Here is a 19,199-nt window from a genome sequence, read left to right as displayed (position 1 = left end):
GCGCCGGTACGAAACAAATCACGAACAAAGACTAGCCGTTCCTATTGTGTTCTACAATGGGTAAAGAGAGATTAAACGGCGACGCGGGCCTGTTTTGGCAATTGCGGCTTGATCCTGGCCCATGCCCGCGCGTGTCACAGCGTCTGGGCGTACTGCTCATAGGCGTCGTGGACGATCGCGATGTGGTCACGCATGGCGCCGCCGGCGCCATCGCGGTCGCCGCGCTGGATGGCGGTCACCACCCGGTCATGCTCGGCATGGGAGAGGGCGAGACGCCCCAAGGCCCGGAACTGGGCGCGGCGGAAGGGCGAAAGCCGGCGCCGTGTGCCGAGCGTCAGTTCGATAAGGTAGTCATTATGGCTGCCGGCATAAATCGAGGTGTGGAACTGTTCATTGGCCTCTCGATAGGCGGCAAAATCGCCCAGCCGCATCAATTCCCCCATGTCGGCGTGCAATCGCTCCAATTGCTGGCGCTCGGGCGGCGTCATCTTCAAGGCGCACAGTCCCGCGCAAAGCGCTTCCAGTTCGGCCATCACCTCGAACATGTTCTGCAGCCGGGCGACGCTGGGGCGCGCCACCACGGCGCCGCGATGCGGGCGGGCGTCGACCAGACCGGAGGCGACCAGTTCGCGCAGCGCTTCGCGGACCGGGGTGCGCGATACACCGAAGCGGGCAGCGAGCGCCGTCTCGTCAAGCGAGGCCCCCGGCGGCAGCGTTCCGCGGGTGATCTCGTCGGCCAGTTGCATGCGCAGCTCCTCGGCGCGCGTTTTCCGGCCGGTGCGGGCTGAAGGATCGGGCGGGAGGCGGAGAGGCAGCACGGTCATGAGCGCACAGAAAACCCATTCGGCCGCCCGCATGCCGGAGAGCCGTGCTCATCCATATCCCTGCGGCTCGGCGTCACCAAGAGTTCACACAGGCTCGTCGATGACACTTACATGGGCGGCGACGACCTTCCAGCCTTCCGGCAGGCGCCGCCAGGTCTGCATCTGGCGACCTACCCGACCCGGGGTCGCAGGCCGCCGGAACAGTGTGGAGGCGACCGCCATGTCGCGGCCATAGGTGGTGATGACGGTGCCTTCCAGCGTGCGCGCGAGGCCCGTCGGCGGGCGCGCAGCGCGGAAGGCGCGGATCGCTTCGATACCGTAAAGGTTCTCGCCGCCGCCATAGCGGATGGTGCGTGCATCATCCCAGAACAGCGCGTCGAGCTCAGCGAGGTCGTTTTCGACCAGCGCGCGCTCGTAACGCTCGAAGGCCGTGCGGACCTCCGCCAGCACCTCCGGAAGATTGATCTCCATGGCCGCCCCTCATTTCAACCGTTCGTGGCCGAGCACACAGGCGCGACGGGGCGGCGTCAATCCTCCAGCCGCAGAATCTCGCACATCTCGCCAGCCTTGGCGGCCGGAGCATGCGGGCGGCGAACAAGGAGAGCATCGGCGCGGGCGAGCTGGCGCAGCATGGAACTGTCCTGCACCGGCAGCGCCCGCACCAGCGGCAGCCCCTCGGCGTCGCCGACGATTTCGGCGCGCTGGAAATCCATGCGCTGCTCATTCGCCGACACGTCGCTGGCGAGCCGAGCGGGCTCAAGCGCGGGATGGGCCGGCACCGGCAGTCCTTGCAGGGCCTTGATCAGCGGAACCAGGAACAGCAGCGCGCACACATGCGCCGAGACCGGGTTGCCCGGCAGGCCGAGCACCTGCGTCTGCGCGCCTCGGCCGAACATCAGCGGCTTGCCGGGCCGCAGCGCGATCTTGTGCACGGCGAGGGCGATGCCCTCGGCGGTGAGCGCCGGCGCGATGAGGTCGTGGTCGCCGACCGAAGCGCCGCCCGTTGTCACCAGCACGTCGAAGCCGCCGTCCAGCGCGGCGCGCACGCCGGCCCGCGTTGCCGCCATCGTATCACGGAGAATGCCGAGATCGGCCACCTCGGCGCCGGCGGAGCGAGCCAGCGCGGCGACGGAATAGATATTGGAAACAATCACCTGATGGGCCTCGGCGCCTTCGCCAGGGCGCATCAGCTCGTCGCCGGTGGACAGGAGCGCGACCCGTGGCCGACGCACCACGCTTACCTTCGCCACATCGCCCGCCGCGACCAGCGCGAGGTCGCGGGCGCGTAGCCGGTGCCCGGCGGGGAGCAGCGTCTCGCCGGAAGCGAAGTCGCCGCCGGCGCGGCGGATATGGCGTCCGGGTGTCGCTGCCTCGGTCAGGGTTGCGGAGTTGCCATCGCGGACCGTGTCTTCCTGAATTACGATGGCGTCGGCGCCCTCGGGCAGCACGGCGCCGGTGAAGATCCGTACCGCCGTGCCGGGCCGAACGGGGCCGGAGAACGGCCGTCCGGCGGCGGATTCACCAAGGATTTCAAGGGTGACGGGCACATGCGTGACGTCGTCCGCGCGCACAGCGTAGCCGTCCATGGCGGAAACGTCGGCGCCCGGCGTGGTGCGGCCGGCGACCACCGGCGCCGCCAGCACGCGGCCGGCGGCGGCGTCCAGCGGCACGGTTTCGGCGCCGAGCGGCGCGGCGGTGGAGAGAAGGAGGGCCAGCGCCTCCTCGACCGGCATCAACGCCATGTTTCTCTCCTCAATCCGCCTGCCAATGCCCTGATCTTCCACCGCTTTTCTCAAGAAGGCGGACATTGCCGATCCGCATGCCCCGGTCCACCGCCTTGGCCATGTCGTAAATGGTGAGGCAGGCCACGCTGACGGCGGTGAGCGCTTCCATCTCCACTCCGGTCTGGCCGCTGGTGCGAACAGTGGCGTGGACGATGAGGCCAGTGAGACCAGCCTCGGGAGTGATCTCGACCGCGACTTTCGAGAGCAGCAGCGCATGGCAGAGCGGGATCAGCTCATGCGTCCGCTTGGCCGCCATGATGCCGGCCAGACGCGCCGTGCCGATCACGTCACCCTTCTTGGCGTTGCCGGAGAGGATGAGCTCCAGCGTCTCCGGCCGCATCGTCACTTCGCCCACGGCCACCGCCACGCGGTCGGTCACCGCCTTGTCGGCGACATCCACCATGTGCGCGGCGCCGGCGGCGTCGAGATGGGTGAGGCGAGGGGCGTCGCTCATCGCTCAGCCGGCCGCACGGGCGGGCGTGGCCGGGGCGAGCAGGGCGCGCGTCGCCGCTGCCACATCCGCCTGCCGCATCAGGCTCTCGCCGACGAGGATGGTTCCGATGTTCACCTGCGCTAGGCGGGCGATGTCGTCCGGGGTGAAGATGCCGCTTTCGCCGACGATCACCCGGTCCGCGGGAATGCGCGGGGCGAGGCGTTCGGAGGTCGCCAGCGTCACGTCGAAGGTGCGCAGATTGCGGTTGTTGATGCCGACCAGCTTCGCCGGCAACCTCAAGGCGCGGTCGAGCTCGGCGTCGTCATGCACCTCGACCAGCGCGTCCATGCCGAGGTCGTGCGCGGCCTCGACCAGGTCGCGCGCCAGCGCGTCATCGACCGAGGCCATGATGACGAGGATGCAGTCGGCGCCCCAGCTACGTGCCTCGACCACCTGATAGGTGTCGTAGAGAAAGTCCTTGCGGAGCGCCGGAAGCGCGCAGGCCGCCCGCGCGGCGACGAGGAATTCCGGCGCGCCCTGGAAGGAGGGGCGGTCGGTGAGGACGGAAAGGCACGCCGCCGCACCTGCCTCATAGGCTTTCGCCAGCGCGGGCGGATCGAAATCGGCGCGGATCAGCCCCTTGGACGGGCTCGCCTTCTTGATCTCGGCGATCAGCGCGGTGCGGCCCGCCGCGATTTTCGCCTCGATGGCGCGCAGGAAGCCGCGCGCGGGCGGCTGCGCCTCGGCCTCGGCGCGCACTCCGGCAAGCGGGCGCTCGCGCTTGGCGGCGGCGATTTCCTCGCGCTTATAGGCGCCGATCTGTTCCAGAATGTCCGCCATGGCGCGCTCCTATTCCGCTGCCGCCAGCGCCGAGGCGGCGATCAGCCGGTCGAGCGCCGCGGCCGCATGGCCGCCGGAGAGGCTGGCGCGGGCGAGTTCCAGCCCGGCGCCGAGCTCGTCCGCCTTGCCGGCGACAACCAGCGCCGCCGCCGCATTGAGCAGGGCGACATCGGCATAGGCGCTCGGCTCGCCGGCCAGCACGGCGCGCAGCGCCAGCGCATTGGCGGCGCCGTCGCCGCCCTTCAGAGCCTCGGGCGTCGCGCGGGCGAGGCCGAATTCTTCCGGCGTGATCTCGAAGCTGCGGATGGCGCCGTCCTTGAGCTCCGCCACATGGGTCGGGCCGGTGGTGGTGATCTCGTCGAGCCCGTCGGAGCCATGCACCACCCAGGCATGGGTGGAGCCGAGCGTGCGCAGCACCTCGGCGATGGGCTCGACCCAGGTGCGGGCGAACACGCCGACCATCTGCCGGGTCACGCCCGCCGGGTTGGAAAGCGGGCCGATCAGGTTGAAAATGGTGCGCGTGCCCATTTCCACCCGCGTCGGGCCAACATGCTTCATCGCGGGGTGATGGGCCGGGGCGAACATGAAGCCGATGCCGGCCTCGCTTATGCAGGTGGCGATCTGCTGCGGCGTCAGGTCGATCTTCACGCCCAGCGCCATCAGCACGTCGGCGGCGCCAGATTTGGAGGAGAGCGCGCGGTTGCCGTGCTTTGCCACCGGCACGCCGGCCCCGGCGACGATGAACGAGGCGCAGGTGGAGATGTTGTAGGAGCCGGAGGCATCGCCCCCGGTGCCGACCACATCGACCGCCTCCGCCGGCGCGTCCACCCGCAGCATCTTGGAGCGCATGGTGGTGACGGCGCCGGCGATTTCCTCGATCGCCTCGCCGCGCACCCGCAGGGCCATGAGGATGGCGCCGATCTGCGAGGGCGTCGCCTCGCCCGACATCATCACGTCGAAGGCGGCGGCGGCTTCCGCGCGCGTCAGCGTGGTGCCGGTCGCCAGCTTGCCGATGATGGGCTTGAGATTGTCCATATGGCTCTGCGCCCCCGCCTGTTGTGCCGCGCTCACGCCGCCCGCTCCCGGCCGGGGCCGGCATTCCACGCGCGCGCGAGATCGAGGAAATTCTTGAGAATGGTGCGGCCGTGCTCGGAGGCGATGCTTTCCGGGTGGAACTGCACCCCGTGCACCGGCAGCGTTCTGTGCGAGAGGCCCATGATGAGGCCATCATCGGTCTGCGCCGTCACCGCCAGCGCCTCCGGCAGCGTGTCGCGCTTGACCACCAGCGAGTGATAGCGCGTCGCCTTGAGCGGGCCGTTAATGCCGCGAAACACGCCGTCATTGGTGTGGCTGATCTGCGAGAGCTTGCCGTGGATCGGCTGGGGTGCGCGCACCACATCGCCGCCGAACACCTGACCGATGGCCTGATGGCCAAGGCAGACGCCGAATACCGGCACGCCGTCCTTGGCTGCGCGCTCGATCAGCGCGCAGGAGATGCCGGCCTCGTTGGGAGTCGCCGGACCGGGCGAGATGACGATCGCCTCGGGCTTGAGCGCCATCGCCTCGTCGACGGTGAGCGTGTCGTTGCGGCGCACCTCCACCTCGGCGCCGAGCCCGCCAATATAGTGGACGAGGTTCCAGGTGAAGCTGTCGTAATTGTCGATGAGCAGGATCATCGTGCGTCCATCCGCCGGCCGCATGCCGGCTGTGAGAAGGTCTAGGGGCTGTTCCGGCGCGGGGTCAAGGCATGTGCTCTGTCATCCCGGCCGAAGCGCAGCGAAGAGCCGGGATCGCGCTTCGCTGCGCCGCTCCCGGCTCGGCCTTGCACCGTCCGGGATGACGCTTATGGCGTCACCAGCCCCGCCATCGCTCGCGCCGCACGCCGCCCATCATCGCCTCACTGCCCCCGTCCGGCCCGGGCGGCGAAGCGCACGGCCTCCTCGCCGGCGCGGAACAGCGCCTTGGCCTTGTTGACGCATTCCTGCTGTTCGCTCTCCGGCACGGAATCATAGACGATGCCGGCGCCGGCCTGCACATACATCCGTCCGTCCTTCACCACGGCGGTGCGCAGCACGATGCAGGTGTCCATCTCGCCATCGGCGCCGAAATAGCCGATGGCGCCGGCATAGATGCCGCGCTTGTCGCGTTCCAATTCGTCGATGATCTCCATCGCCCGCACCTTCGGCGCGCCGGACACCGTGCCGGCGGGGAAGCCGGCGGCGAGTGCGTCCAGCGCGTCGCGGCGCGGGTCGAGCGCGCCTTCGACATTGGAGACGATGTGCATCACCTGGCTGTAGCGCTCGATGAAGAAGCTGTCGGTGACTTCGACCGTACCGATCTTCGCGACGCGGCCGACATCGTTGCGGCCGAGATCGAGCAGCATCAGGTGCTCGGCCCGCTCCTTCGGATCGGCCAGAAGTTCCTCTTCCAGCGCCTTGTCCTCATGCGGGGTGGCGCCGCGCCGGCGGGTGCCGGCGATGGGGCGGATGGTGACGGTGTCGTTACGCAGCCGTACCAGGATTTCCGGGCTGGAGCAGACCAGCGAGAAGCCGCCGAAGTTGAAATAGACCAGGAAAGGCGCCGGGTTGATCCGCCGCAGCGCCCGGTAGAGCGAGAAGGGCGGCAGAGTGAAGGGCGCCTCGAAGCGCTGCGAGAGCACGACCTGGAAGATGTCGCCGGCGCGGATATATTCCTTCGCCCGCTCGACCATGTCGCGATAGGCCGCCGGCTCGGTGTTGGACTGCGGCTCCACCGCCTGATGGAACGCGTCTTCCGAGGGCAGATTGGGCAGCGCGCTGTCGAGCGCGGCGACCACCGTCTCCAGCCGCTCGCGCGCCGCTTCATAGGCGGCGGTGGCGGCGACCTCCGGGGTCGGCCGGACGGGGGTGACGACGGTGATCTCGTCGCGCACCGCGTCGAACACCACCATGACGGTGGGGCGGATGAAGATCGCATCCGGCACGTCGATCACGTCGGGCTTGGGTGCGGGCAGACGCTCCATCTGCCGCACCATGTCGTAGCCGAGATAGCCGAACACGCCCGCCGCCATGGGCGGTGCGCCCTCCGGCAGGTGGATGCGCGATTCCGCGACCAGCTTGCGCAGCGAGACCAGCGGCTTGTCCGGGCACGGCGTGAAGGCGTCGCGGTCGGTGGCGGCGTGGCGGTTGATCTCCGCCGTGTCGCCATGGCAGCGCCAGATCACATCCGGCTCGATGCCGATCATGGAGTAGCGCCCGCGCGTGGCGCCACCCTCGACCGATTCGAGCAGGAAGCTGTTGGGCCGCTCGCCGGCGATCTTGAGGAAGGCCGAGACCGGGGTTTCGAGATCGGCGATGAGCGTGGTGGTGACCACCTGCGCCTCGCCGCGCTGATAGGCGGAGGCGAAGGCATCCGCTTCGGGGGTGAGGCTCATGACAAGCGTTCCGCCTCAGTTCACCGCGTCGGTGCCGACGATCTGGTCGAGCGCGGCCCGGTTGACGCGGGCGCCGAGCCGGCTCTGCAGCTCGACGAGATATTCCGTCATCAGGTCGTTCTCCATGCTGGTGCGCAGATCGGACAGCAGCTTCTCGTCGGGGCCTGTCTGAGTCGCGGGCACGCTGGCGCGCAGCACCTGGAACAGCAGCCGGCTGTCGCCGCCTTCGGCGAGCGCGCTGCCGACCCCGCCCTCGGGAGTCTCGAACACGGCGGTCATGATGTCCTGCGGCACGCCATCGGCGGTGCGGCCGCGGCGCAGGCCGTTGGCGGCGCGCAGTTCGAGCCCGGCCGCGGTCACCGCCTGATCGAAGGGCGTGCCGGCGGCGATCGTCGCCTTGATGTCCTCGACCTTCTTGTCGAGCGCCTGCGCGGCCTGATCCTGCTTCCAGCGCTCCAGCACCTGAGCGCGCGCTTCCTCGAAGCTGCGGTCGCGCGGGGGAGTGATGTCATCGACCTGATACCAGACATAGCCGCCATTCTGCGGTAGCTGCACCGGATCATTCTCCGCGGCGACCTCGGAGGCGAAGGCGCCGCGCAGCACGTCGGAACGCGCCGGGAAGGCGGGGATGGCGCTGCCGTCCGGGGTCTGGCCCTGAATGCTGGTGTCGAAATTCTGCAGGGTCAGGCCGAACTTGCCGGCGATCTCCGACAGTTGCGCGCCGCCGGCGCGCTCGTCCTCGATCTTGTCATAGGTGGCGAGCATTTCCCGGCGCGCGGCATTGACCTGCAGCGCCGCCTTGATGGCGGGCGCCACTTCCGCCAGCGGCTGGACGCTGCCCGGCGTGATGGCGCCGATATGCACGATGACCGGGCCGAAGCGGCCGGCGATGACATCGCTGGTGCCGTTCTCCGGCAGCGAGAAGGCGGCGTCCGCCACCTGCCGGTCGATGATGTCGGCGCGCGAGACGTTGCCGAGATCAACATCCTTGGCGCTTAGCTGGCGCTCGGCGACGATATCGGCGAAGGGCGTGCCGGCCTTGATGCGGGCGGCGGCGGCCTTGGCGTCGTCCTCATTGGGGAAGACGAGCTGCTGCACCACGCGCTTTTCCGGCGTGCCATAGGTGGACAGATTGGCGTTATAGGCCGCCTCGACCTCGGCGTCGGACACGCTCTCGCTGGAGGCGAGCGCTTCCGGGGTGAGCACCAGCACGCCGATCTTGCGGTATTCCGGCGCCCGGAACGCGACCTTGCGCGCGTCGAAGAAGGCGCGCAGTTCCTCCTCGGAGGGATCGGCCGGCGCGGCGAGCGCGGCCGGGGTCAGCATGGCGTAATTGACCGAGCGCTCCTCGCCCTCATAGCGGGCCAGCGCGCCCTTGAGCACGGCCGGAACCTCGATGCCGCCGCCCAGCGACTGAATGAGCTGCTGGCGCAGGGCGAGCGCCCGCTCGGCGGCGACGAAGCGCGCCTCGGTGAAGCCGTTGGAGCGCAGAAGCTGGTTGAAATAGGCGGGATCGAAGCTGCCGCCCGGGCCGAAGAAGGCCGGGTTCGACTGCACCCGCCGGGCGATTTCCTCATCCGACAGGGCGAGGCCGAGCGCCGCCGCCTGATCGTTCAGCGCCGCCTCGGCCAGTTGCTCGTTCAGCAGCTGGTCGGGAATGCCGAAAGCCCGCGCCTGATCGGGCGTGATGCCGCGCTTGAGCTGCTGGCTGATCTGCTGCAGGCGCTCCTGATAGAGCTGCCGGAATTCCGGCACCGTGATTTCGGTGTCGCCGATGGTCGCCAGTGTCTGGCTGCCGAAACCGCGGAACACGTCAGCGATGCCCCAGACCGCGAAGCTGAGGATGAGCAGACCCATCAGGATCTTGGCGACAATTCCGGAAGCGCTCTTACGCAGGGTCTCAAGCATATGATTCTCGTCTGGCGTCGTGCGGGCGACGGCCCGGGGCGCGAAAGGCGCGCATAATAGGGAGGCGTCCCCGTCGCCGCAACGGCACTGCGCGCCATTTGCCGGCCTTAACGATACCCTGTTCACCCGGCGACACTCTGCTATGAGGTGTCCTGCGTGGCATTTCTGTGAAAGGTGAATGACGGCATGTCGAAGCGTCGTCCGCTGGTGGCTGGCAACTGGAAAATGCACGGCCTCAAGGCATCCATTGCCGAGTTCGGCCGGATCAGCGAGGGTTACGAGCCCGCGCTCAGGGGGAAGGTCGACCTGCTGGTCTGTCCGCCCGCCACCCTGATGTCGGCAATGGCGGTCGCCGCGCTCGGCACCCGCATCGGCATTGGCGGACAGGATTGTCATACCAAGGCCGCCGGCGCCTATACCGGTGACATCTCCGCCGAGATGATCGCCGACACGGGCGCGAGCGCGGTCATTCTCGGCCATTCCGAGCGCCGGTCCGAACATGGCGAGACCGATGCGCTGGCGCGGGCGAAGGTCGAAGCGGCCTGGCGCGCCGGCCTGTTCGCCATTCTCTGCGTCGGCGAGACCCGTTCCGAACGTGAGGCGTTCCGCGCGCTCGACGTGGTTCGCGCCCAGCTCGCCGGCTCGGTGCCTGACGGCGCGAGCGCCGCAAATCTCGTGGTCGCGTACGAGCCGGTCTGGGCGATCGGCACCGGGCTGACGCCAACCGCGAGCGATATCGCCGAGATGCACACGCTGCTGCGCAGCGAACTGCTTGCCCGCTTCGGGGCCGAGGGCCGCGGGATTCGCCTGCTCTATGGCGGCTCGGTCAAGCCGGAGAACGCGGCCGACATTCTGTCCATCGCCGATGTCGACGGAGCGCTGGTCGGCGGCGCCAGCCTGAAGGCGGAGTCTTTTCTCGCCATCGCCCGTGCCTATCTGTAACGCGGCTTCTTCCGGCCGCCCGCCAACAATCCCTGTGGCCGGGCGGCTGGAAACGCCGGGCGCAATCGTGTAGGAACGCGCCCAACAAGTGCGGCGGGCGAGTTCAGGCACGGGCTCGCGTGCCGCTGCATGGGCATTTTGAAGGCGTCAGATGCAAACCGTACTCATCGTCATTCATCTCATGGTCGTGCTGGCCCTGATCGGCGTCGTGCTGATTCAGCGTTCCGAAGGGGGCGGGCTCGGCATTGGCGGCGGGGGCGGGGGAGGCGGCGGCTTCTTCAGCGCCCGCGGCACGGCCAATGTGCTGACCCGTGCCACGGCGATTCTGGCCGGGCTGTTCTTCATCACCAGCCTCTCGCTGACCGTTCTCGCCGGCTGGGGCCGTGGCCCGACGACCATCTTCAACGCCCCGGCCAGCGCGCCCGGCACGCCTTCGGCGCCCGCGCCGGGCGGCTCCGTGCTCGACCAGCTCAACGCCGCCCAGCCCGCGCCGCCTGCCGCTCCGGCCGCGCCGCAGGCTCCGCAGTCGCAGTGACAGCGGCGCCGCGTCGGCCCTGGCCGGCGCGGCCCACGGTTTAGCCACAGGCGAGTGCCCGTTCGGCAAGGCGGGCCCTCGTCGAATCGCGTTTTTGCCGGTAGAAATCAAATCCCATGGCGCGCTATATTTTCATCACCGGCGGCGTCGTGTCCTCGCTCGGCAAGGGCCTCGCTTCCGCCGCTCTCGGTGCATTGCTGCAGGCCCGTGGGTACAAGACCCGGCTGCGCAAGCTCGACCCCTATCTCAACGTCGATCCGGGCACGATGAGCCCGTATCAGCATGGCGAAGTCTTCGTCACCGATGACGGCGCCGAGACTGATCTCGATCTCGGCCATTATGAGCGCTTCACCGGCCGTCCGGCGACCAAGCAGGACAACATCACCACCGGGCGCATCTATCAGGACATTCTCACCAAGGAGCGGCGCGGCGACTATCTCGGCGCCACCATCCAGGTGATTCCGCATGTCACCAACGCCATCAAGGACTTCGTGCTCTCCGGCAATGAAGGCTATGATTTCGTGCTGGTGGAGATCGGCGGCACGGTCGGCGACATCGAGGCGATGCCGTTCCTTGAAGCCATCCGCCAGATCGGCAATGAGCTGCCGCGCAAGCACTGCATCTATATCCACCTCACGCTGCTGCCCTTCATTCCCTCCGCCGGCGAATTGAAGACCAAGCCGACGCAGCACTCGGTGAAGGAACTGCGCTCCATCGGCATCGCGCCCGACATCCTGCTCTGCCGCACCGACCGCGAGATTCCGCGCGAGGAGCGCCGCAAGCTTGGCCTGTTCTGCAATGTGCGCGAGAGCGCGGTGATCGAGGCGCGCGATGCCGACAGCATCTATGCCGTGCCCTCCGCCTATCACGAGGCCGGGCTCGACACGGAAGTGCTGGCGGCCTTCGGCATCGAGCCGGCGCCCGAGCCGGATCTGACGCGCTGGAAGAAGGTGGAAGCCGGCATCCGCAACCCGGAAGGCTCGGTCACCATCGCCATTGTCGGCAAGTACACGGGGATGAAGGACGCGTATAAATCCCTCATCGAAGCGCTGACCCATGGCGGGCTCGCCAATAATATGCGCGTCAATCTCGACTGGATCGAGAGCGAGATTTTCGAGCGCGAGGACCCGTCGCCGTTCCTTGAGCATGTGCACGGCATTCTCGTGCCGGGAGGCTTCGGCCAGCGCGGGGCTGAGGGCAAGATTCGCGCGGCGCAGTTTGCCCGCGAGCGGCGCGTGCCCTATCTCGGCATCTGCTTCGGCATGCAGATGGCGGTGATCGAGGCGACGCGGAACCTGGTCGGGGTGGAGAAGGCCAATTCGACCGAGTTCGGCCCCACGGACGAGCCGGTGGTCGGCCTGCTCACTGAATGGCTGCGCGGCAATGAGCTGGAAAAGCGCGGCATTGGCAGCGACCTCGGCGGCACGATGCGGCTCGGCGCCTATCCCGCCGCGCTGGCCGAGGGCAGCCGGGTGGCGGAGATTTATGGCGATACCTCGATCTTCGAGCGCCACCGCCACCGCTACGAGGTCAACATGGCCTATCGCGAGCGGCTGGAAGCCTGCGGCATGCTGTTCTCCGGCCTCTCTCCGGACGGGCTGCTGCCGGAGATCATCGAATATCCCGATCATCCCTGGTTTGTCGGCGTGCAGTTCCATCCCGAACTGAAGTCGCGTCCCTTCGAGCCGCACCCGCTCTTCGCCTCCTTCATCGGAGCGGCCGCGGTGCAGAGCCGGCTGTTCTGACGCGGCGGGGCTTCGCTCCGCCGTTCTCCCGGGCCGTCCAGCGGTTTGGCGGCATCCGCCGGCGCATCGGCGGCCGGGATGTGTCCCGACGCGCGATGGCCGCGCCGGCGGTTTTTCCGCCTCCTGTTCTCAAGGCTGGATTTCGCGGCCGTCCCCGTGCTCTGATGCGCGGGGGATTCCGGACCGGTGCCTGCGCACCGGCCAACAGGGGAGATGTGGCTGGTGGAGCGCGGACTTGATCATGTCGTCCAGGTCGTTCGCGACCTTGAGGCGGCGGGCGAACTCTACGACATGCTCGGTTTCACGGTAGGCACCCGCAACCGGCATCCTTGGGGCACCGACAACCGCATCGTCCAGATTCCGGGTTTCTTCGTCGAGCTGCTGGAGATCGCCGATCCCGAGAAGATCCCGCCGCAGGAGGCGACGCGGTTCTCCTTCGGCGCCTTCAACCGCGACTTTCTCGCCGAGGTCGGCCCCGGCCTGTCCATGCTGGTGCTGGAAGGGCGTGACGCCGCCATCGACAAGCTGGAATTCGACACGGCCGGCATTGGCGGGATCGAATTGTTCAGCTTCGAGCGCGAGGGCAAGCGGCTGGACGGCGCGGCGGTGAAGGTCGCCTTCAACCTCGCCTATGCGCGTGATCCCGGCTCCCCACATGCCGGCTTCTTCACCTGCCAGCAGCTCTTCCCGGAGAATTTCTGGTCGCCGGACCTGCAGCGCCACATGAACGGGGCGCAAAGCGTGCGCGGCGTGGTGTTCACCGCCGCCGATCCGCACGCGCATACCGGCTTCCTTGCCGCCTTTGCCGGCATGGATGCGCGGCGGGCGGTGGAGGGCTGGTACATACTGAAGACCCCGCGCGGCGACATCGACGTGATGAGCGACGCGCTGTTCACCGAGCGCTTCGGCGTCCCCGCGCCCGCCGGCCCCGGCTTGCGGCTCGCCGCGGTGCGCTTCGGCGTCGCCGATATGGAGCGGCTGCGCAAGCGGGTCTCCGCCTCGCGCATGTCAGTGGAAGATATTGAGGGCGTGGTGGTGGTCGGCCCCAAGGCGGCGCTGGGCGCGACGCTGGTGTTCGAGGCGGCCGCCTGACGCCGGTTGCCCGCGGGGAACAAAACTCAAAGCCCCGGAATCGCTTCCGGGGCTTTTTTCATATCGTGCCTTCGCGTCGCCCGGCGGCTCAGCCGACCTCTTCCGGCAGAGCCTGCGGCTGGGCGGCGCGGCCCGGGAGAAGCGCCAGCGCACGGGCGCGCAGGGTACTCCATGTGGCGAAGGAGTTGAGCGTGGAACCCTCCAGCCAGCCAATGCCCGCCGCCGCCAGGAAGGGCAGGCTCTGGATCGCCAGCGCCAGCGCGAACAGGTCGACTTCCACCACGGCGTGCCAGTTGGTCATCCGCAGGCCGATGGCGGCGAGCATCAGCCCGGCGCCGATGACCGCCTCCGGCAGCGCCGGGAAGGCGCGGGCGGCATCCGCCAGCCACGACCCCTTGGCGGTGCGGGCGAAGGCGAGATCCTTGTAGCGGAAGCTGTCATAGACCGCCTTGGCGACGGTGAACTGCACCGCCATCGCCGCAAAAGCGGCGCCCAGCATCCGCACCGGCGTGGTGGCGACGCGCAGGCGGTAGAGCGCGATGAAGTGCAGCAGATAGATGCCGAAGCAGAACACGATCGGAATGGTGAGGATGCGCTGCGGCACGGCGATGCCGAGGCCGAGCACGAAGGGCACCCACAGCAGCGACAGGATCGCCACCAGCGCGCCGATGCTCTCCGAGCCGAGCCAGCTCACCCAGCCGATGCTGAATTCGCGGCGCTGCGCCGGGGTGAGACGGGTGCCGGCATTTGGCAACATGCGGCGCCAGTGCTTCTTGATGATCTGCATGCCGCCATAGGCCCAGCGGTGGCGCTGCTTCTTGAACGAGGCGAAATCGTCCGGCAGCAGGCCCCAGCCATAGCGCTCATTGGTGTAGTGGCTCTTCCAGCCGCGCTCGACGATGGCGAGGCCGAGATCGGTGTCCTCGCAGATGGTGTCGCTCGACCAATCGCCGGCCTCGACCATGGCGGCGCGGCGCATCAGGCACATGGTGCCGTGCACGACGATGGCGTCATGCTCGTTGCGCTGGACCATGCCGATGTCGAAGAAGCCGGCATATTCGGTGTTCATCGCCTCGTGCAGCAGGCTGCGATTGGCATCGCGGTGGTCCTGCGGCGCCTGCACGATGCCGACCGTCGGATCCTCGAAGGTCGGCACGAGTTCCATCAGCCAGTTGGGATCGACGACATAGTCGGCGTCGATGATGCCGATGATCTCGGCGTCCGGCGCGGTCTGCAGCATGGCGGCGCGCAGCGCGCCGGCCTTGAAGCCCGCCACCTTGGGCAGGTTGATGAACTTGAAGCGTTCGCCGAGCTCGCGGCAATGGGCCTCGATCGGCTCCCAGAAGGCCGGGTCCGGCGTGTTGTTGATGATGACCAGGCATTCGAAGTTCGGCCAGTTCAGCCGGGCGACGCTGTCGAGCGTCTGCTTCAGCATCTCCGGCGGTTCCTTGTAGGCCGGGATGTGGATCGACACTTTCGGCGTGCGCGAGGGCGTGGCGGCATTGGCCTTGCGCAGCAGGCGGCGCGGGGCGTGGCCGAAGCCGATGGTGGAGAGTTCCTCCACCCGGTAGAGCATCACCACGACGAGCGGCACCAGCAGCACCAGGCTGAGCACCATCGTCACCATATTGCCGCCGACGACGTAATGCGTCAGCCAGTGGTCGGTGACGGTAGCGACCCAGGCGCCGGCGAGGTTCGCCGCGCCGACCATCACCAGCGCCTGCGGCAATGTGAGGCGGGCGAAGCGGAATACCGGCAGGGAGAAGGCGATGCCCAGCAGCAGGGCGATAGCGGCGGTGGCGTTGTAGGTCGAGGGGGTGATCGGGCCGGCCATCGGGAACTTGGCGACGCGGTTGGCGTCGAGAATGCCCCAATACTGGCCGACGCTGCCCTCGAAGCTCTTCCACGGCGCGTCGAACGCCTCGATCAGATTATATTCGATGCCGAGAGCGTCGGCGCGGGCGGCGAAGGTGCGGATGATCTGCGCCTGCTCGACCTCGCCCGGCACCGCGCTGTCGCGGTTATAGCCCTGGCTCGGCCAGCCGAACTCGGCGATGACGATGCGCTTGCCGGGATAGGTGGCGCGCAGGCGGTCATAAATGGCGATGGTGTGGTCGACCACCTGCTCCGGCGTCACACCTTCCCAATAGGGCAGCATGTGAGCGGCGATGTAGTCGACGGCGGAAACAAGCTCGGGATGGTCGAGCCACACGTCCCAGGTCTCGCCGGTTGTTACCGGCACGTTGGTCTCGCGCTTCACCCGGCGGATGGTCTCGATCAATTGCTCGGGCGTGCGCTCGGCGCGCAGGATAGACTCATTGCCGACCACGATGCCGACGACGTTGGAGTTCTTCTTCGCCACGTCGATGGCATTGGTGATCTCGCGCTCATTGCGCGCCTCGTCCTCGTCCAGCCAGGCGCCGACCGTGGTCTTCAGCCCCTTCTCGGCGGCGATCTTCGCCACCATGTCGAGATTGCCGGTCGAGGCATAGGTGCGCACCGCGCGGGTATAGGGCGCCACCGCTTCCACATCGGCGCGGATCTGCGCCTCGGTGGTCGGCTCACCCTTGTCCGGATTGGCATCGCGGCCATAGGGCGCGAACGACATGCTCTGGAAGCGATCGGGTGCGGCGGGAGCGGAAACCTCCTGACGCAGTGCCAGCCAGACAAAGGCATGGACGCACGTCACGACCGCAACGGCTGCGGCAGCGACACGAATGGCGGGGCGCATGAGACAAACCCACGATAAGGGGAGGCTGACGGACGGATTATAGTACGGTTTCAACGCATGTGCAGCACGATCTTCGCCGCAACGCGCCACAGCGCATCACGCCTGCCGACAATGCCGCTTCGCAGCGGAGAAATGCATCAGCGGGACAATGGTTCCGCACTATGGCGGCCCCATGACACGGCGATGACGCGCCCGGGGCTGCGGCGCGGAGTCATTGCGCTGGCGCGGCAGGGGCAGGCGTCGCGGCTGCGGCGGGCTGGGCGTCCGGGTTGACCCAGCAGGCATGCACGCGCTCGGACAGGCGCTCCTGCGCCTTGCTGTCGATATTGCCCTGGCGAACCAGGCAACGGAAAGCAATCTTCAGATGCTCGGTCGGGCAGCCGAAGCGCTCATAGAGTTCGAGATGGCGGCGGGCAGTGTCGATGTCGTCGCGCCACAGCAGCATGGCAATGCGACGCCCGCTCCACACGCATTCGGGCAGGCCGGCATTGCCCGGCAGCTTCGCCGCTTCGGCATATTCCTCCACCGAGCGGCGCTGCGCTTCTTCCTTGGCCTGTTCTTCCGGCGACTTCTGCTCCGCCGCCTTCTGCTCCGGTGGCGCGCTTTGCGCCCAGGCGCCACTGGCAGCCGCAGACATCAGGAGAAGACCGCCGACGAGGGCAGCGGCTAGGGGACGTACGGAGCACACCATGGGAGAAACGTCACACGCAAAAGAGGAAACACCGGACCGGCGAGGACAGTAGGAGAAGCAATCGAATTTGTCAGCATGACGGCGGGTGCGGGGGCCGGCCGGAGGCGCAAAATTTCAAAGCTTTGCACACGCCTCTTGCCGTCTCGGCAAAGCCCCGCTACCCGGCAGGTGGATGTGACGGCTACGTCGCGACCGCCCCCCCGGCGCGCGACGCTCTCGTGGCTGGACGTTTCTCGGCGTATCTCTCGACGCACCCCTCGATGCGCACCCCTGGCGGAGATTTCTCGCATGCGACTGCCCCTTGCCTTCGCCGCCCTGGTCTGCGCGGCGATCGTCGCTGTCTGGGCGTGGCTCGGGCAGCCGGTGCCGGCGTCGTTCGCGCCGATGGCGGCGAGCGAGAAACTGCCCTGCGTCTCCTACGCCCCGTTCCGGCCCGGGCAGAGCCCGTTCAGCGAGGACGTGGCGTTCTCGCCGGAACAGATCGACGACGATCTCGCGCGGCTGTCGAAGATCACGCAGTGCGTGCGCACCTATTCCTCGATCCAGGCCGGCCTCGCCGCCGTGCCGGAACTCGCCCGCAAGCACGGCCTTACCGTGCTGCAGGGCATCTGGATCGCCGCCGATCCCGTGCGCAACCGCGCCGAGATCGAGGGGGGCATCAAGGCGGCAAAGGAGAACCCCGATGTCGTCAAGGCGGTGATCGTCGGCAATGAGGTTCTGCTGCGCGGCGAACAATCGGCCAATGATATCGCCGGCTTCCTCAAGGAGGTGAAGGCGAAGATTCCGGCCGAGGTTCCCGTCACCTATGCCGATGTCTGGGAGTTCTGGGAGCGCAACCGCTCGCTGGCGGATTCGGTCGACTTCGTCACCGTGCACATCCTGCCCTTCTGGGAGGACATGCCGGTGCCGGCAGAGGATTCGGTCGCCCATCTCGGCGAGATCCGCGAGCATGTCGGCGAAATCTTCGCCGGCAAGGACATTCTCATCGGCGAAACCGGCTGGCCGAGCGAGGGGCGCATGCGTGAGGGGGCGCTGCCCTCACCCTCCAACCAGGCCAATGTGATCCAGGAGCTTCTGGCGCTCGCCAAGGCGAAGAACTACCGGCTCAATGTCATCGAGGCGTTCGACCAGCCGTGGAAGCGGGCGCTGGAAGGCACGGTCGGCGGCCATTGGGGCTTTCTCGACGCCTATACGCGCGATTTCAAGTTTCGCTGGGGCCAGCCGGTCTCCGACCATCCCTACTGGATGGCGCAGGCGGCGCTCGGCGTCGTCTTCGCCGCCGGCCTGTTCGCGCTGGCGGGCTGGAGCGCGCGGCGCGCCGGCGGGCGCCCGCTGGGGATGCGCGAATGGTCGGCGGTGGCCGGCATCGCCTTCTTCGCCGGGCTGATGATCGGGCGGCTCCTCGCCTCGGTGCCGGCGGAGAGCCTTGGCGTCGGCGGCTGGATCAGGGGCGGGGCGCTGGTCGGGCTCGCCATTCTGGTGCCGCTCGCCTGCGCCATGGCGGTGGGCCGGCGCACGCGGCTGATCAGCCTGACGCTGGCGCTGAACAGCGAGGCGACGCCCGGTGCGCCCTTCTTCGACCGCTGCCTCGCTCTGGTGCTTGCCGCCTCGCTCGTTCTCGCCGCGCAGATCGCTTTCGGGCTGGTGTTCGATCCGCGCTACAAGGATTTCCAGTTCGCCGGGCTGACGCCGATCATCACCGCCTTCGCCTGCTACGCGCTCGTCGCCGGCGCGGGGCGGGTGAGCGAGGCGCGCGCGGCCGAGAAGATCGGTGCCGCGCTGTTCCTCGCCGCCGGCCTCTATGTCCCGCTCAACGAGACGCTGGCGAACTGGCAGGCGCTGTGGACCGGCAGCCTGTTCGTGCTGCTGGCGCTCACCCTCTGGCGCCTCGCCACGGCCGGGCGAAGGATATGAGCAGCAGCCCGCCGGCGAGACCGGCGAGGTTGTTGTTGTAGATCACCAGACCGGCGCAGGTCGCCATCAGCGCCAGTGTGAACATGACAAGCGACGGGCGGATGAGCTGGATGAGCGCGCAGACCAGCGCGGCGATGCCGAACACGGACTGGCTGAACAGCGCGATCACCGCCGCCCGCGTCTCGCAGGTCACGGTTTCCAGCGTCCGGCAGGCCAGGCCGACGCTCGACTGCTCCAGCAGCGCATAGCGCACATAGATCGCCCAGCCGAGGGCGAAGGCGCCGAGCGCGATGATGACATTGGCGGCGCGGGCGGAGGGCAGGAAGCTGCGGTGGGCCATGCGGACGC

Annotated in this window: 17 protein-coding genes; 5 read left to right on the top strand and 12 right to left on the bottom strand. The window is 68.1% G+C overall.

Annotated features, from left to right (window positions below):
• Window positions 1-134: 134 nt before the first annotated feature.
• The 9 genes from AAC979_RS08430 to AAC979_RS08390 all read right to left on the bottom strand — a co-directional run bounded on the left by AAC979_RS08430 (window position 135) and on the right by AAC979_RS08390 (window position 9,201).
• The gene (locus AAC979_RS08430) at window positions 135-824 is read right to left on the bottom strand and encodes a GntR family transcriptional regulator (protein WP_371346377.1); all 690 of its coding nucleotides are present in this window, start codon (window positions 822-824) and stop codon (window positions 135-137) included.
• A gap of 84 nt (window positions 825-908) precedes the next feature.
• Entirely contained in the window at window positions 909-1,295 is a 387-nt protein-coding gene (hpxZ, locus tag AAC979_RS08425) for an oxalurate catabolism protein HpxZ (RefSeq protein ID WP_371346375.1), read from the bottom strand.
• 56 nt (window positions 1,296-1,351) lie between these two features.
• Entirely contained in the window at window positions 1,352-2,566 is a 1,215-nt protein-coding gene (glp, locus tag AAC979_RS08420; RefSeq protein WP_371346373.1) for a gephyrin-like molybdotransferase Glp, read from the bottom strand.
• A gap of 10 nt (window positions 2,567-2,576) precedes the next feature.
• Window positions 2,577-3,062: a cyclic pyranopterin monophosphate synthase MoaC gene (gene moaC, locus AAC979_RS08415; protein ID WP_371346372.1), complete on the bottom strand. Its 486-nt coding sequence runs from the start codon at window positions 3,060-3,062 to the stop codon at window positions 2,577-2,579.
• 3 nt (window positions 3,063-3,065) lie between these two features.
• Window positions 3,066-3,881, bottom strand: a complete 816-nt coding sequence (gene trpC / locus AAC979_RS08410) for an indole-3-glycerol phosphate synthase TrpC (RefSeq protein WP_371346370.1) — start codon at window positions 3,879-3,881, stop codon at window positions 3,066-3,068.
• Between the two features lie 9 nt (window positions 3,882-3,890).
• Entirely contained in the window at window positions 3,891-4,916 is a 1,026-nt protein-coding gene (gene trpD / locus AAC979_RS08405) for an anthranilate phosphoribosyltransferase (protein ID WP_371349028.1), read from the bottom strand.
• A gap of 32 nt (window positions 4,917-4,948) precedes the next feature.
• The gene (locus AAC979_RS08400; RefSeq protein WP_371346369.1) at window positions 4,949-5,557 is read right to left on the bottom strand and encodes an aminodeoxychorismate/anthranilate synthase component II; all 609 of its coding nucleotides are present in this window, start codon (window positions 5,555-5,557) and stop codon (window positions 4,949-4,951) included.
• Between the two features lie 221 nt (window positions 5,558-5,778).
• Entirely contained in the window at window positions 5,779-7,293 is a 1,515-nt protein-coding gene (gene trpE / locus AAC979_RS08395; protein WP_371346368.1) for an anthranilate synthase component I, read from the bottom strand.
• A gap of 15 nt (window positions 7,294-7,308) precedes the next feature.
• Window positions 7,309-9,201, bottom strand: a complete 1,893-nt coding sequence (locus tag AAC979_RS08390; RefSeq protein WP_371346366.1) for a SurA N-terminal domain-containing protein — start codon at window positions 9,199-9,201, stop codon at window positions 7,309-7,311.
• A gap of 186 nt (window positions 9,202-9,387) precedes the next feature.
• Between AAC979_RS08390 and tpiA the strand changes: the two genes are divergently transcribed.
• The 4 genes from tpiA (at window position 9,388) to AAC979_RS08370 (ending at window position 13,515) form a co-directional block, all read left to right on the top strand.
• Window positions 9,388-10,143, top strand: a complete 756-nt coding sequence (gene tpiA / locus AAC979_RS08385) for a triose-phosphate isomerase (protein ID WP_371346365.1) — start codon at window positions 9,388-9,390, stop codon at window positions 10,141-10,143.
• A gap of 151 nt (window positions 10,144-10,294) precedes the next feature.
• Window positions 10,295-10,678: a preprotein translocase subunit SecG gene (secG, locus tag AAC979_RS08380; protein ID WP_371346363.1), complete on the top strand. Its 384-nt coding sequence runs from the start codon at window positions 10,295-10,297 to the stop codon at window positions 10,676-10,678.
• Between the two features lie 116 nt (window positions 10,679-10,794).
• A complete protein-coding gene (locus AAC979_RS08375; protein ID WP_371346361.1) occupies window positions 10,795-12,423 on the top strand; it encodes a CTP synthase in 1,629 nt (542 codons plus the stop codon).
• A 213-nt stretch (window positions 12,424-12,636) separates the two neighbouring features.
• Window positions 12,637-13,515: a VOC family protein gene (locus tag AAC979_RS08370; RefSeq protein WP_371349027.1), complete on the top strand. Its 879-nt coding sequence runs from the start codon at window positions 12,637-12,639 to the stop codon at window positions 13,513-13,515.
• An 88-nt stretch (window positions 13,516-13,603) separates the two neighbouring features.
• Here the strand turns inward: AAC979_RS08370 and AAC979_RS08365 are convergent, their stop codons facing one another.
• Both AAC979_RS08365 and AAC979_RS08360 read right to left on the bottom strand, forming a co-directional pair.
• Window positions 13,604-16,246 carry a glycosyltransferase gene (locus AAC979_RS08365; RefSeq protein ID WP_371346360.1) on the bottom strand — a complete coding sequence of 881 codons (2,643 nt, stop codon included), beginning with the start codon at window positions 16,244-16,246 and terminating at the stop codon, window positions 13,604-13,606.
• 211 nt (window positions 16,247-16,457) lie between these two features.
• Window positions 16,458-16,883 carry a hypothetical protein gene (locus AAC979_RS08360; RefSeq protein ID WP_371346359.1) on the bottom strand — a complete coding sequence of 142 codons (426 nt, stop codon included), beginning with the start codon at window positions 16,881-16,883 and terminating at the stop codon, window positions 16,458-16,460.
• Between the two features lie 342 nt (window positions 16,884-17,225).
• Between AAC979_RS08360 and AAC979_RS08355 the strand changes: the two genes are divergently transcribed.
• Window positions 17,226-18,851, top strand: a complete 1,626-nt coding sequence (locus AAC979_RS08355; RefSeq protein ID WP_371346358.1) for a beta-1,6-glucan synthase — start codon at window positions 17,226-17,228, stop codon at window positions 18,849-18,851.
• Here the strand turns inward: AAC979_RS08355 and AAC979_RS08350 are convergent.
• Complete coding sequence (locus tag AAC979_RS08350) at window positions 18,811-19,191, bottom strand: hypothetical protein (RefSeq protein WP_371346357.1); 381 nt, start codon at window positions 19,189-19,191, stop codon at window positions 18,811-18,813. The genes AAC979_RS08355 and AAC979_RS08350 overlap by 41 nt on opposite strands.
• Between the last annotated feature and the right edge of the window lie 8 nt (window positions 19,192-19,199).

This window comes from Ancylobacter sp. IITR112 (assembly GCF_041415945.1).
Classification (GTDB): domain Bacteria; phylum Pseudomonadota; class Alphaproteobacteria; order Rhizobiales; family Xanthobacteraceae; genus Ancylobacter.
Note: the sequence above shows the minus strand (reverse complement) of the source record. Positions and strands in the feature narration are given on the sequence as shown.

Bases quoted from the DNA above. Each gene is read 5' to 3' on its own strand.
- AAC979_RS08400 (WP_371346369.1), bottom strand. From the start codon at position 5,557: ATGATCCTGCTCATCGACAATTACGACAGCTTCACCTGGAACCTCGTC.
- AAC979_RS08365 (WP_371346360.1), bottom strand. From the start codon at position 16,246: ATGCGCCCCGCCATTCGTGTCGCTGCCGCAGCCGTTGCGGTCGTGACG.
- AAC979_RS08430 (WP_371346377.1), bottom strand. From the start codon at position 824: ATGACCGTGCTGCCTCTCCGCCTCCCGCCCGATCCTTCAGCCCGCACC.
- AAC979_RS08350 (WP_371346357.1), bottom strand. From the start codon at position 19,191: ATGGCCCACCGCAGCTTCCTGCCCTCCGCCCGCGCCGCCAATGTCATC.
- glp (WP_371346373.1), bottom strand. From the start codon at position 2,566: ATGGCGTTGATGCCGGTCGAGGAGGCGCTGGCCCTCCTTCTCTCCACC.
- hpxZ (WP_371346375.1), bottom strand. From the start codon at position 1,295: ATGGAGATCAATCTTCCGGAGGTGCTGGCGGAGGTCCGCACGGCCTTC.
- trpE (WP_371346368.1), bottom strand. From the start codon at position 7,293: ATGAGCCTCACCCCCGAAGCGGATGCCTTCGCCTCCGCCTATCAGCGC.
- AAC979_RS08360 (WP_371346359.1), bottom strand. From the start codon at position 16,883: ATGTCTGCGGCTGCCAGTGGCGCCTGGGCGCAAAGCGCGCCACCGGAG.
- AAC979_RS08375 (WP_371346361.1), top strand. From the start codon at position 10,795: ATGGCGCGCTATATTTTCATCACCGGCGGCGTCGTGTCCTCGCTCGGC.
- moaC (WP_371346372.1), bottom strand. From the start codon at position 3,062: ATGAGCGACGCCCCTCGCCTCACCCATCTCGACGCCGCCGGCGCCGCG.
- trpD (WP_371349028.1), bottom strand. From the start codon at position 4,916: ATGGACAATCTCAAGCCCATCATCGGCAAGCTGGCGACCGGCACCACG.
- AAC979_RS08355 (WP_371346358.1), top strand. From the start codon at position 17,226: ATGCGACTGCCCCTTGCCTTCGCCGCCCTGGTCTGCGCGGCGATCGTC.
- AAC979_RS08370 (WP_371349027.1), top strand. From the start codon at position 12,637: ATGTGGCTGGTGGAGCGCGGACTTGATCATGTCGTCCAGGTCGTTCGC.
- secG (WP_371346363.1), top strand. From the start codon at position 10,295: ATGCAAACCGTACTCATCGTCATTCATCTCATGGTCGTGCTGGCCCTG.
- AAC979_RS08390 (WP_371346366.1), bottom strand. From the start codon at position 9,201: ATGCTTGAGACCCTGCGTAAGAGCGCTTCCGGAATTGTCGCCAAGATC.
- trpC (WP_371346370.1), bottom strand. From the start codon at position 3,881: ATGGCGGACATTCTGGAACAGATCGGCGCCTATAAGCGCGAGGAAATC.
- tpiA (WP_371346365.1), top strand. From the start codon at position 9,388: ATGTCGAAGCGTCGTCCGCTGGTGGCTGGCAACTGGAAAATGCACGGC.